Raw genomic sequence first — 12,372 nt, 5'->3', positions numbered from 1 at the left:
CCCGACGAGGGCGACGGAGGCGGGGAGGGCGGTGGACGGCATCCGAGCAGAGTCGCCCGCCGGGAGCCGTCTGCCAAGGCTGCGTTGCGCCGTGTGACGCCCGCGTCGCAATCCGTAACGGGAGCTCCCGCCCGCTTGACGGCCGCCCATACGGTCGTCGGCAACCGTTCCGCACCCCATCCGATTGGAGGCCCGTCGATGACCGCATCCCCCGTCATCGCTGACGAGTTCCGCTACGTCGACGCCACCGACGAGCTGGCCCGACCGCTCCTCGCCGAGCTCGAGCTCGAATACGACACCCGGTACGGCGACTTCTTCGGCGAGCGCGCCTCGACCGAACTGAGCCGCTACCCCGCCGAGGAGTTCGCGGCGCCGCACGGCGCCTTCGTCGTGCTGCTGCGCGCCGGAACCCCGATCGCCGGCGGCGCGTTCAAGCGCTACGACGAGAGCACCGCCGAGCTGAAGCGCATCTGGACGAGCTCGGCCCATCGCCGCGAGGGCCTCGGCCGCCGGGTGGTCGCCGAGCTGGAGTCGGAGGCGGTGCGCCGCGGCTACACGCGCGTCTACCTCACCACCGGCCCGCGCCAGCCCGAGGCGAAAGGGCTGTACCTCGCCGCGGGGTACACCCCGCTCTACGACCAGGCGCTGCCCGCCGAGGAGGTCGGCATCCACCCGTTCGAGAAGACGCTGTCGGCGCGCCCCGCGGGAGACCGACGATGAGCGCGACCACGACGGCCGCGCCCCCGGAACCCGGCGCCACTCCCGCGTCCGCATCCGGTCGGGAGCCGCTCCCCGACTCGGCCGCCCTGCGCCGCCTGGCCGACCGGCCGGTGCTGGCGCTGCGCCACCCCGGCCGCTGGATCGGCGCCGCCCTGGTGCTCCTGCTGCTGGTGAACGCCGGGCAGTCGCTCTTCACCAACCCGTCGTGGGAGTGGGCGAAGGTCGGCAAATGGCTGTTCAGCCCCGCGATCCTGACCGGTCTCCAGCTCACGCTCACGGCCACTGCGATCAGCGCCGTCGTGAGCTTCGTCGGCGGCGTGATCATCGCGCTCGGCCGGCTCTCGCCCAACCCGGTGCTCAACGCCGTCAGCTGGCTGTACGTGTGGCTCTTCCGGTCGGTGCCGCTCATCCTCGTGCTGATCTTCCTCTACAACCTCGGCAGCCTCTATCCGTCCATCGGGATCGGGATCCCGTTCGGGCCGCAGCTCACGGTGCCGACCGTGACGGTGCTCTCCGATCTGACGCTCGGCGTCATCGGCCTGAGCCTGAGCGAGATCGCGTACGCGTCGGAGGTCGTCCGCGCCGGTGTGCTCGCCGTGGACCCGGGTCAGCAGGAGGCCGCCAAGGCTCTCGGCCTCTCCCGGGGGCGGCAGTTCCGCCGGGTGATCCTGCCCCAGGCGCTGCGGTCGATCGTGCCCGCGTACGTCAACCAGATCATCGGTCTGCTGAAGGCCAGCTCGCTGCTCTTCTACGTCTCGCTGCTCGACCTGTTCGGCGTGGTGCAGAGCATCGGCAGCACGAACCCCGGCGACATCATCCCGCTGCTGGTCGTCGCCACGATCTGGTACCTGGTGCTGACCAGCATCGTCTCGACCATCCAGTACTACATCGAGCGCTACTACGCCCGCGGATCGGTGCGCGCCCTGCCGCCCACCCCGTTCCAGCGGCTGCGCGGCTGGGCGAACAACCGTCTGGACGGTGCGGTGTGAGCGCCGGTATCGAGATCGCCAACGCGACGAAAGCCTTCGGCGACCGCCCCGTCCTGCGCGGGGTCGACCTCACGATCGAGGCGGGGACGGTCACGGTCGTGCTCGGTCCGTCCGGATCGGGAAAGTCCACCCTGCTGCGCGCCATCAACCATCTCGAGCCGCTCGACGAGGGCTACGTGGTGGTCGGCGGCGAGCTGATCGGGGTGCACGTGCACCGCGGACGGTTGAAGGAGCTCAGCGAGCGCCGCATCCTCGCGCAGCGCGCCCGGATCGGCTTCGTCTTCCAGAGCTTCAACCTGTTCCCGCACCTCACCATCCTCGAGAACGTGACCGAGGCGCCGATCGCGCACGGCATCGCCCCCGCGGCCGCCCGGGAGCGGGCGCACGCCCTCCTGGAGCGCGTCGGGCTCGCCGAGAAGGCCGCGGCGTATCCGCGCCAGCTCTCCGGCGGACAGCAGCAGCGCGTGGCGATCGCCCGCGCGCTCGCGCTGGAGCCGGAGGTGCTGCTGTTCGACGAGCCGACCAGCGCGCTCGACCCCGAGCTCGTCGGCGAAGTGCTCGCGGTCATCCGCTCGCTCGCCGGCAGCGGCGCGACGCTCGTCGTCGTCACCCACGAGATCGGCTTCGCCCGGGAGGTCGCCGACCGCGTCGTCTTCCTCGACGACGGCGTCGTGGTCGAGGAGGGCACCCCGGCCGAGGTGCTCGACCATCCGCGCGAGAAGCGCACCAGAGAGTTCCTGAGCCGCGTGCTCTGAACACCATCCGCACCGCCCACCCGCACACCTGGAGAAACCCATGACACAGCACCTCCCCCGGCGCCGCCGACGGACCATCGCGTCCGCCGCGCTCATCGCCACCGCCCTCGTCGCCTCCCTCGCGGCCTGCTCCGGACAGGCGTCGGCGAGCGGCACGAGCGGCGGATCCGACACCGTCACCATCGGCGCCCACTCCAACGGCGTCGCCACCGAGACCACCGTCGAGCTGAAGCAGGTCGACAGCATCCGCGACACCCTGCCCGAGAGCGTGAAGAAGAGCGGCAAGCTCGTCGTCGGCCTCGGCGCACTGCCCTCCGGATTCCCGCCCATCACCTACGTCGGCGACGACCAGCGGACCTACACCGGCACCGACCCCGACCTGGCGCGCCTCGTCGCGAAGGTGCTCGGACTCCAGCCGGAGTTCAAGAACGCCACCTGGCAGAACCTCTTCGTCGGCATCGACAACGGCACCATCGACACCGGGTTCTCGAACATCACGGTGACGGAGGAGCGCAAGCAGAAGTACGACTTCGCCTCCTACCGCCAGGACATCCTCGCGTTCGCCGTGCCCAAGAAGAGCACCTGGGAGTTCGACGGCGACTACGAGAAGCTCGCCGGGCTGACCGTCGCGACCGACCGCGGCACCAACCAGGAGAAGATCCTGCTGGAGTGGCAGCAGAAGCTCCAGGCGGAGGGCAAGACCCTCGACGTGAAGTACTACCCGGACTCCAACGCGGTGTTCCTCGCGCTCGCCTCCGGCAAGATCGACGCCTACTTCACGCCGAACCCGTCGGTCGCCTACCAGGAGACGCAGACCGCGAAGACCGCCAACCCCATCCGCACCGCCGGCACCTTCTCGGGCGCGGGCGAGACCGTGAAGGGCCTCATCGCCGCCACCTCGAAGAAGGGCAGCGGGCTCGCCGAGCCGGTCGCGGCGGCGCTGAACTACGTCATCGAGCACGGCCAGTACGCGAAGGTCCTGAAGGCCTACAACCTCGCGAACGAGTCCGTGCCGACCTCCGAGGTCAACCCCGCGGGGCTCCCGCTCAGCAACCAGTGACACCGCGCGGACGGCCCGGTCGCCCCGTGCGACGGGGCCGTCCGCAACAGGCCGTCATCTACCTGGCGACCGACCCCGCGAGGAGGGTAGAAACGAGCGATCATGTCGCGCATCTTCACGAGTAAATTCAACCCCGGCAAAGCCCGGTGGGAGCTGGTGGTCAGCCCCCGGGGCGACGTGTACGCCTTCCCGCTCACGCTGCCGATCGCGCAGCGCCAGGTGCTGGGAGGCCACAAGCGGTACCTGGTCGGCAAGGTCGAGCGCGGCACCGCCGCGTGGACGGCCGCCGGCCCCTCCGGGCTCGTCTACGGCACGACGTTCCCGTCCCTGCCGTCGGCCCTGGAGGCGATCGCCGACGAGGTCGACCTGGCGCCGGTCCCGTAACGCCCACCCGACGCGGCGCGGGGAACGGAGGATGGATCGGCCCCACCGGACCGGATCTCCTCCGTTCCCGGCGTTTCGGGTCCCTTCGCGACCCGATCTCCTCCCGTGGCCACGTCGTGGGCAACGGAGGAGATTTCGCACGACACGCCGGCCGCAGGCCGGTAACGGAGGGGAACCTGGGATTCTGTGCCCGGATCTCCTCCGTTGGCGACCGAGCGGCTCAGGCGGACTTGAGGAGGGCGTCCTCGAGGGCGACCCAGGGCAGCATGGCGCACTTGACGCGGGTGACGTACTTGGAGACGCCGGCGAGCGCGACGGCGTCGCCGAGCACCTCGTCGTCGCCCTCCAGGGCGCCCTTGGAGTGCATGAGCTCGCGGAAGGCGGCGACCGCCTCCGTCAGCTGCGTGCGGTCCACGTCGTGCACGAGGTCGCTCAGGAGGGACGCCGACGCGGTCGAGATCGAGCAGCCGTGGCCCTCCCAGCTGATCGCGGCGATGCGGCCGTCGGCGGTGGGATGCACGCCGACGGTGACCTCGTCGCCGCAGGTCGGGTTGAGCTGGTGCGAGCTCGCCGCGGCGTCGTCGCGCAGGCCGTAGCCGTGCTTCTCGCGCGCGTGATCGAGGATCACCTGCTGGTAGAGGTTCTGCAGATCGCTGGAGGTCATGCGGCCACTCCGAAGAAGGCGCGGGCGTCGGCGACGGCGGCGACGGCCGCGTCCACCTCGTCCGCGGTGTTGTACAGGTAGGTGCTGATGCGCGTGCTCGCGGTGGCGCCGAAACGGCGGTGCACGGGCTGCGCGCAGTGGTGGCCGACGCGCACGGCGATGCCGCGGTCGTCGAGGAACTGGCCGACGTCGTGCGAGTGGATGCCGTCGACGACGAAGCTGGCGAGGCCGACGCGCGGCGTTCCCGCGCCCGGACCGAGCACGCGCACGCCGGGGATCTCGTCGAGCGCCGCGAGCATGCGGCCGCCGAGCGCCTCCTCGTGCTCCGCGATGGCGGCCATCCCGACCGCGTCGAGGTAGTCGACCGCCGCGGCGAGCGCGACCGCCTGCGAGACGCGCTGCGTGCCCGCCTCGAAGCGCTGGGGCGCGGGGAGGTACTCGGCGGCCTCCAGGGTCACGGTCGTGATCATGGAGCCGCCGGTGAGGAAGGGCGGCAGGGCGTTCAGGAGGTCGGCGCGGCCGTAGAGGGCGCCGACACCGGTGGGTCCGAGCATCTTGTGGCCGGAGAAGACCGCGAAATCGACGTCGAGCGCGGCGACGTCGACGGGCAGGTGCGGGACGGACTGGCAGGCGTCGAGCACGACCAGCGCGCCGTGCTCGTGCGCGAGGGCGACCAGCTCGGCGACGGGGGCGATCGCGCCGAGCACGTTGGAGACGTGGGCGAACGCGACGACGCGGGTGCGCGGCCCGATCAGCTCCGCGGCCTGGTCGAGGCGCAGCGTGCCGTCGTCGTGGAGGCCGATGATGCGGAGGGTCGCGCCGGTGCGTGCGGCGAGCTCCTGCCACGGCACGAGGTTGGCGTGGTGCTCCGCCTCGGTGGCGACGATCTCGTCGCCGGGGCCGAGCCGGAAGCGCGCGGACTCCGCGCCTCCGCGGCCGAGGGAGGCGTTCGACATCCCGTACGCGATGAGGTTGAGCCCCTCGGTCGCGTTGGAGGTCCACACCAGCTCGTCGGGGCGCGCTCCGATGAAGCGCGCGACGCGTTCGCGGGCCTCCTCGAACAGCTCGGTGGCCTCGCCGGCGACGGTGTGGGCGCCGCGGTGCACCGCCGAGGTGTACGTCTCGGCGAAGGCGCGTTCGGCGTCGAGCACCTGGCGGGGCTTCTGGGAGGTGGCCCCGGAGTCGAGGTAGACGAAGGGGTGGCCGTTGACCTCGCGGGCGAGGATCGGGAAGTCCGCGCGCAGGCGGGCCGTGTCGAGGATGTCGGTGCGCATACGGTCCTCAACCATACAAGCGGCTCCTGCAATCCCGCCGTGCATTCTGCAACCCGCGTGACCCCGGATGACGGGGGTTACGCCGCGTGTCGGCGGCCCTTGCCCGCCCCGGGTGGGCCGCCGGTAGCGTCCTGCGGCATGAGCATCGCATCCGACATCGACACCACCGCCTTCACCGCAGCGTGGCGCGCCTGGCACGACGCACACGAGGCCGCGCGCGCCGACGCCCACGGCTTCCTCGCCATCACCTCCCTCCGCTGGCTGACGGCCGACCCGGAGCGGTTCGACGACGTGCCCGGCGCGTGGTCGACGGGCGAGGACGGCCCGGTCGTGGAGCTCGCCGAGGGCGAGGAGCTGATCGTCGACGGTGCCCCCGTCACCGGGCGCCACGCGTTCGGGCCGATCGCGGAGCGGGACCAGCGGATCGTCGCGTTCGGCGACGCGGTGGTGGAGGTCGCCCGTCGCGGCGGATCCGACATCGTGCGCCCGCGGCATCCCGACGCCCCCATCCGCTCCGCGTACGAGGGCACGCCGACCTATGCGCCCGACGAGCGCTGGGTGATCGCCGGCCGGTTCGAGCCGTTCGCCGAGCCGCAGGATGTCACGGTCGGCTCGGTGGCCGAGGGCCTGGAGCACGTGTACGCCGCACCGGGCGAGGTCGTCTTCGAGCACGACGGCGCCGAGCACCGGCTCACCGCTTTCGACGGCCGCACTCCCGGTTCCCTCCACGTGCTGTTCCTGGATGCCACGAGCGGCGTCACGACGTACGCCGCGAACCGTTCGCTCGCCGTCGCGGCTCCCGCGGCCGACGGCTCGGTCGTGCTCGACTTCACGCGCGCGGTCAACCTCCCGTGCGCCTACACCGACTTCGCGACCTGTCCGCTGCCGCCGGCCGGCAACCGCCTGCCGTTCGCCGTGACGGCCGGCGAGCGCATCCCGGTCGAGCGCGGCGGAGAGCGGGCCGACGCATGACCGGCTTCGTGCTGGGCGTCGAGCTCGACGGCGACGGCGCCCATCCCGCCGCCTGGCGGTCCTCGTCCCGCACCCCGCGGGAGCAGCTCTCGGGCGGCGCGGTCGCCGAGCGCGCGCAGCTCGCCGAGCGCGCGGGGTTCGCCTTCGCCACGTTCGACGACGCTCCCACGCCGCCGGAGCAGCCCGGCGGCCCGCAGGCGCGCCTCGACGCGGTGCTCCGTGCGGCCTACGCGGCGCCCCTGACCTCCGCGATCGGCCTCGTCCCGACCGTCCACGGCGTGTACGGCGAGCCGTTCCACGTCGGCACCCAGCTCGCCAGCCTCGACTACGCCGCGCACGGCCGGGGCGGCTGGCTGGTCGAGGCGGACTCCGACGCACGCGCCGCCGCCGTGTTCGGCCGTCCCGCCGTCTCCGCCTCCGTCGCGGCCGACCGTGCCGCCGACGCGGTGGAGGTCTCGCGCCGGCTGTGGCTGTCGTGGGAGGAGCGCGCGGTGATCGCGGATGTGCCGACCGGCCGCTATCTCGACCGCGACCGCGTGCACCACATCGACTTCGCCGGCGACGACTACCGCGTGACCGGGCCGTCGATCGTGCCCCGGCCTCCGCAGGGCCTGCTGCCGGTGCTGGGCCCCGCCGCCCTCGCCGATCGCATCGATCTCGACGTCGCCCTCTTCGACGTCGCCTCCACCGAACCGGGCGAGCTCGTCGCCGCGTCCGCCGCGCTCGCCTCGACGCTGCGCTCCCGCGGCGCGGCCCTCGCCGTGCTCGACCTGGAGGTCGCCCTCGACTCCGCTGGCGTGCCGGCCGCGACCCGCCTCGCGGAGCTCGACGCCCACTCCCCCTGGCCGCGCACGCGCGCCCGCTTCGCCGGGACCGCCTCCGCCCTGGTGGAGCTGCTCGTGGCGCTCGCCACGGTGGTGGACGGCGTCCGCCTCCACCCCGCCGTGCTCGACGTCGACCTGGAGGAGCTCGGCCGCGCGGTCGTCCCGGCGCTGCGCGAGCGCGTCCCCGTCGCGACGCCGCGGGCCGGCGACACCCTCCGCTCCACGCTCGGGCTCCCGGATGCTCCGGCCGGCCCGCTCACCGCCGATCGTCTCGAGGAGTCCGCATGACCGCCCCCACCGTCCTCCGCTTCGGCGTCTTCTTCCAGGGCGTCAACTTCAGCACCGTGTGGTCCGACCCGGCGAGCGGATCGCAGATCGACTTCGAGAGTTTCCGCCGGGTCGCGCAGACCGCCGAGCGCGGCCTGTTCTCGGCCTTCTTCCTCGGCGAGGGGCTGCGCCTGCGCGAGCACCTCGGGCAGCTGCACCAGCTCGACGTCGCGGGGCGCCCGGACGCGCAGACCCAGCTCGCCGCCCTGGCCGCGGTGACCAGCCGGATCGGGCTCGTCGCGACGCAGAACACGACCTACAACGACCCGTTCGACCTGGCGCACCGGCTGAACAGCCTCGACCTGCTCTCGGGAGGCCGTGCCGCCTGGAACATCGTCACGACCGACAACGCGTGGACGGGCGAGAACTTCCGGCGCGGCGGCTATCTCGACCACGCCGACCGCTACACCCACGCCGAGGCCGTCGTCGTCGCGGCGAAGGCCCTCTGGGACGCGTGGGACGACGAGATCGCCGGAACGCAGGACGCCGCGGCCTGGTCGCGGGCAGGGCGCGGCAGCGGCACGGCGGAGGTGCGTACCGGCCACTACACGGCGCAGACGGTCTCGCGCCTCCCGCGCAGCCCCCAGGGTCACCCGGTGCTGTTCCAGGCCGGCGACTCGCCCGACGGCCGGGACTTCGCGGCCCGTCAGGCCGACGTGATCTTCTCGGCGCACAGCGCCTTCGACGACGCAGCCGCCTTCGCCGACGACATCCGCCAGCGCACCCTGCGGGCGGGTCGTCCGGCCGACGATCTCAAGATCTTCCCGGGGCAGGAGTTCGTCATCGCGGACACCGACGCCGAGGCGGAGGAGAAGGCGCGCTGGCTGCGCCGCGCGCAGATCTCGTCGCAGACCGCGGTCGCCTTCATCGAGAACATCTGGGGCACGGATCTCTCGGCGCTCGACCCGGACGGCCCGCTCCCCGCGTTCGATCCAGTACAGGAGACGACCGGCGAGACCCGCGGGACGGCCTTCCGCGCCGCCCAGGCCAAGACCACGGCCGACGCCTGGCGCGCGCGGTCGGAGGCCGAGGGGCTCTCGATCAGGGAGCTGGTGATCGCGCTCAACTCGACCCGGGGCTTCGTCGGGAGCGCCGGCTCCGTCGCGGCGACCCTCCAGCGCTACGCCGACGCGGGAATCGTCGACGGGTTCAACATCACCCCGTGGCTGATCCCCTCCGGCCTGGACGACATCGTCGACCTGCTGGTGCCCGAGCTGCAGGAGCGCGGCATCTACCCGACCGAGTACGCCGGGACCACGCTGCGCGAGAACCTGGGTCTGCGGGAGCCGCTGACCCGGCGCGAGCAGGCCGCGCAGAGCGCCTGACGCGGCGCACGGCCCGGCCCGCCGCGGTGGCGCGCCGCTGGGTAGGCTGAGGGGATGGTCGAACGGACGAACGGCTCCCCCTGGTACTTCATCGGCGGCATCGCGCTGATCGTCGTCGGGCTGGCCGTGCCCCTGCTCGTCGACGCGGCCATCGGGCAGGTGCAGTGGCTCGTCCGCGGCGCGGGCGTGGTGGTGGCGATCGTCGGCGCGGTACTGCTCGGCTTCGGGATCCGCCGCCGGCGCGGGCGGTGACCCCCGTCCGCGGGTCGAACGGTCTAGACAGGGCGGCACGCCCAGCGTAGGTTCGGCCCGTGCGCCCTCGCTTGCCGGTCATCCTCACGACAGTCGCGGCCCTCGCCCTTCTGCCGCTCGTCGCTGCGACACCGGCCTCGGCCGCGACCACCGGGTTGTGGGCCGGCTGGACGGCCAACAGCCCGACGTCGTACTCCGTGCAGGTGGCGAACACGCCGGCGATGACGGCCGCGGTGACGACGGACTCCCGCGGAGGCAGCGGCGTCGGCGTCATCACGGGAGTCTCGAGCTGGCTCGCCCCGGGCACACCCGTCGGCGCGAAGTACGGTTCGAGCCAGGGCCGCCCCTACCTGAACCTGCGCCCCAAGGCCGACAACGCGGTGTCGCCGTCGACCACGACCTACTCGTTCGCCGAGCCGACGCCGACCTCCGGCTGGACCTTCGTGCTCGGCGACATCGACGCCGACAAGGTGCAGATCCGCGCCGTCGGCCCGGACGGCGTTGCCCTCACCGCCGCTCAGCTCGGCTACAACGGCGGCTTCAACTACTGCGCCGCGCCCGGCTCCGGCAGACCGAACTGCTCCGGATCCGCGTCCGACGTCCCGGCATGGGACGCGACGTCGCAGACGCTCACCGGCAACCAATTCGCGCAAGACACGGCCGGCGCCGCCGCCTGGTTCGAGCCCAACGCCCCCATCTCGTCGCTGACCTTCATCTACACGCAGCGCTCCGGCGTCCCCGTCTACCAGACCTGGTTCGCCTCCCTCGCCCGGGATGTCACCGGCACGGTCTCGACGACCGACGCCAGCAGCCCCGCCGGTGCGACCCTGACGCTCACCGACGCGAACGGCCGGGTCGTCGGAACGACCACGTCCGCCGCGAACGGCACGTATTCGTTCCCGGGCATCCAGGCGAGCGCGGGCTACACCGTGTCGATCACCCCGCCCGGTGGCTGGATCGCCGACTCGCCGCGTTCCCGGCCGGCCGACCTCTCCGCCACGGACGCCGTCGCCGACTTCTCGATGCACGTGATCGTGCCGGTGGCGGTGGAAGGCACGGTGCGCGACACCGGCGGCAACCCGGTCGCGGGCGCGACGGTCGAGCTCGCACCCGGGGTGACCACGGTCACCGGGCCGGACGGCACGTACCTGTTCGATCACGCCGACGTCGGCTCGTACACGGTGCAGGTCACCGGCGTCCCGTCGGGCTACACGGTCGTCACGCCCGCGCAGCCCGTCACCGTCCCGTCGGGATCGGAGACCCCCATCCTCGGCGTGGACTTCCAGGTGCGCGAGAACCCGAGTCTCGGCGGCACGGTCACCGACGCGGCCGGGCCGGTCGCCGGTGTCGTGATCACCGCGACCGGGCCGAGCGGCACCGTCAGCGCGGTCACCGGCGCGGACGGCACCTATACGCTCCCCCGCCTCGACGCCGGCTCCTACTCGGTGACCGTCACCGCGCCGGACGGCTACGTCATCAGCGGCCCGGCCGAGCGGGATGCGACCGTCGCGGCCGACGACGTCACCGGGGTCGACTTCGCCCTGGCGAAGACGGGATCGATCGCGGGCGTGGTCACCGCCGACACCGGCCCCGTCGCGGGCGCGACGGTCGTCATCAGCGGGCCCGACGCCCCGACGACCCTCACGACCGACGAGGACGGCGCCTACGACCTGGGCGGCCTCCCGCCGGGCGACTACACGATCACCCTCACCGTGCCGGACGGCTACACGGCCTCCGGCCCGCTGACCCAGACGGTGACGATCACGGACGCCGGGGACGCCCTCGCCGTGCCGGGCTTCGCGCTCACGGCCGTTCCCGCACCGCCGACACCGACTCCGGGCGACGGCACCGGCAGCGCGTCGCTGACGACCGGCGAGCTCGCGGACACCGGTTCGACCGGCGCCGCACCGCTGATCGCCCTCGCGACGCTGCTCACCCTCGGGGGTGCGGCGACCGTCGTCGCGAGCCGCCGCCGGGCACGCCCGCGCCGCGACTGACGGGGCGTCACTCCCAGATCGGCCGCGCCTCGTCCGCTGCGGCGCGGATGCGGCTGCCCGACAGCTGGTGCGTGCCCTCGGTCAGCCCGAACGCCGGCCACTCCCAGGCCAGCGTGAGCGGTCCCTCCGGCGGCAACGGCCAGAGCCACAGATCGCCCGAGAACACCTGTGTGTCGTCGCTGCCCCCACCGCCCCAGTTCGCCATGCCGAGCACGTGACGGTCGGGCTCGGTGAGCTCGCCGGGCAGCCACCAGGAGTCGCCGTCGGCGAGCAGGCGCTCCCCGTCGGCGAGCTCCAGGCCGAGCCGCAGGGCGCCGAGCGCCTGCTCCCCCGGCAGCCGCGGGCCGCCGACCCGGCGCACGAGAGCCGCCCAGGCGGCGTCGTCCTCATCGAGCCGCCGCAGCCTCCACTCGACCAGGAACAGCGCGCCGTCGGAGTAGGCGCGCACACCTGAGAGCAGCAGCGCCAGGTTCTCCGTCGTGCCGAGCACGGCCGTCTCGGGCAGCGCGTGCGGCAGCTCGTCGTCGGGCGGTCCGGACCAGCGCGGGGCACGGTATCGCTGCAGGTCACGGCTGTCCGCGGGTCGCTCCTCGCGCTCGGGGAAGAACCTCATCGACGCCCCCATCCGTCCGCCGCTCGGGTGCAGGGACGGACTGTGTGGGGATACCCTACCCGCGCCGGCGGCGTGCGGGAAGGTCGGTCGCCGACCGGCTCTGGCGGTGGTCCGGGGGGCTGTCTAGACTCGCCGGTGGACGCGCAGCGACGCCGGACGGCGCGCTCGCGCACCGCAGCCGAGAGGAGCACCCATGCCCACCGTCTCGTCAGCCGA

The 12,372-nt window shown here is 73.1% G+C and carries 13 protein-coding genes; 10 read left to right on the top strand and 3 right to left on the bottom strand.

The window, feature by feature from the left end; genetic code table 11:
• Positions 1 to 198 precede the first annotated feature (198 nt).
• The 5 genes from BGO91_RS00300 to BGO91_RS00280 all read left to right on the top strand — a co-directional run bounded on the left by BGO91_RS00300 (position 199) and on the right by BGO91_RS00280 (position 3,908).
• Positions 199 to 720 (top strand): GNAT family N-acetyltransferase, encoded by a 522-nt coding sequence (locus BGO91_RS00300; RefSeq protein ID WP_290470896.1) that lies wholly within the window; start codon positions 199 to 201, stop codon positions 718 to 720.
• A complete protein-coding gene (locus BGO91_RS00295) occupies positions 717 to 1,709 on the top strand; it encodes an amino acid ABC transporter permease (protein ID WP_290470895.1) in 993 nt (330 codons plus the stop codon). The genes BGO91_RS00300 and BGO91_RS00295 overlap by 4 nt, the downstream gene beginning before the upstream one ends.
• Positions 1,706 to 2,464: an amino acid ABC transporter ATP-binding protein gene (locus BGO91_RS00290; RefSeq protein ID WP_290470894.1), complete on the top strand. Its 759-nt coding sequence runs from the start codon at positions 1,706 to 1,708 to the stop codon at positions 2,462 to 2,464. Before BGO91_RS00295 ends, BGO91_RS00290 begins: the two co-directional genes overlap by 4 nt.
• 40 nt (positions 2,465 to 2,504) lie before the next feature.
• Positions 2,505 to 3,524, top strand: coding sequence for a transporter substrate-binding domain-containing protein (locus BGO91_RS00285; RefSeq protein WP_290470893.1), 1,020 nt, complete (start codon positions 2,505 to 2,507; stop codon positions 3,522 to 3,524).
• Between the two features lie 102 nt (positions 3,525 to 3,626).
• A complete protein-coding gene (locus tag BGO91_RS00280) occupies positions 3,627 to 3,908 on the top strand; it encodes a hypothetical protein (RefSeq protein WP_290470892.1) in 282 nt (93 codons plus the stop codon).
• A gap of 220 nt (positions 3,909 to 4,128) precedes the next feature.
• Here the strand turns inward: BGO91_RS00280 and sufU are convergent, their stop codons facing one another.
• Together sufU and BGO91_RS00270 are read right to left on the bottom strand one after the other, a co-directional pair.
• Positions 4,129 to 4,572: a Fe-S cluster assembly sulfur transfer protein SufU gene (gene sufU / locus BGO91_RS00275; RefSeq protein WP_290470891.1), complete on the bottom strand. Its 444-nt coding sequence runs from the start codon at positions 4,570 to 4,572 to the stop codon at positions 4,129 to 4,131.
• The gene (locus BGO91_RS00270; RefSeq protein WP_290470890.1) at positions 4,569 to 5,846 is read right to left on the bottom strand and encodes a SufS family cysteine desulfurase; all 1,278 of its coding nucleotides are present in this window, start codon (positions 5,844 to 5,846) and stop codon (positions 4,569 to 4,571) included. The genes sufU and BGO91_RS00270 overlap by 4 nt, the downstream gene beginning before the upstream one ends.
• Before the next feature lie 138 nt (positions 5,847 to 5,984).
• On the opposite strand from BGO91_RS00270, the gene BGO91_RS00265 reads away from it, so the two are divergent.
• From BGO91_RS00265 to BGO91_RS00245, 5 genes are read left to right on the top strand one after another with little or no spacing between them, the layout of a single operon-like run.
• Positions 5,985 to 6,818, top strand: coding sequence for a DUF1684 domain-containing protein (locus BGO91_RS00265; RefSeq protein WP_290470889.1), 834 nt, complete (start codon positions 5,985 to 5,987; stop codon positions 6,816 to 6,818).
• A complete protein-coding gene (locus BGO91_RS00260) occupies positions 6,815 to 7,930 on the top strand; it encodes an LLM class flavin-dependent oxidoreductase (protein WP_290470888.1) in 1,116 nt (371 codons plus the stop codon). The genes BGO91_RS00265 and BGO91_RS00260 overlap by 4 nt, the downstream gene beginning before the upstream one ends.
• Positions 7,927 to 9,294 carry an NtaA/DmoA family FMN-dependent monooxygenase gene (locus BGO91_RS00255; RefSeq protein WP_290470887.1) on the top strand — a complete coding sequence of 456 codons (1,368 nt, stop codon included), beginning with the start codon at positions 7,927 to 7,929 and terminating at the stop codon, positions 9,292 to 9,294. Before BGO91_RS00260 ends, BGO91_RS00255 begins: the two co-directional genes overlap by 4 nt.
• Before the next feature lie 54 nt (positions 9,295 to 9,348).
• Positions 9,349 to 9,546 carry a hypothetical protein gene (locus BGO91_RS00250; RefSeq protein WP_290470886.1) on the top strand — a complete coding sequence of 66 codons (198 nt, stop codon included), beginning with the start codon at positions 9,349 to 9,351 and terminating at the stop codon, positions 9,544 to 9,546.
• A gap of 59 nt (positions 9,547 to 9,605) precedes the next feature.
• A complete protein-coding gene (locus BGO91_RS00245) occupies positions 9,606 to 11,543 on the top strand; it encodes a collagen binding domain-containing protein (protein WP_290470885.1) in 1,938 nt (645 codons plus the stop codon).
• A 7-nt stretch (positions 11,544 to 11,550) separates the two neighbouring features.
• Here the strand turns inward: BGO91_RS00245 and BGO91_RS00240 are convergent, their stop codons facing one another.
• Complete coding sequence (locus BGO91_RS00240; protein ID WP_290470884.1) at positions 11,551 to 12,156, bottom strand: hypothetical protein; 606 nt, start codon at positions 12,154 to 12,156, stop codon at positions 11,551 to 11,553.
• Positions 12,157 to 12,372: the final 216 nt, after the last annotated feature.

It is taken from the genome of Leifsonia sp. 71-9 (assembly GCF_001898805.1).
Classification (GTDB): domain Bacteria; phylum Actinomycetota; class Actinomycetes; order Actinomycetales; family Microbacteriaceae; genus Leifsonia.
This window is presented reverse-complemented; position numbering and strand designations above follow the sequence as displayed.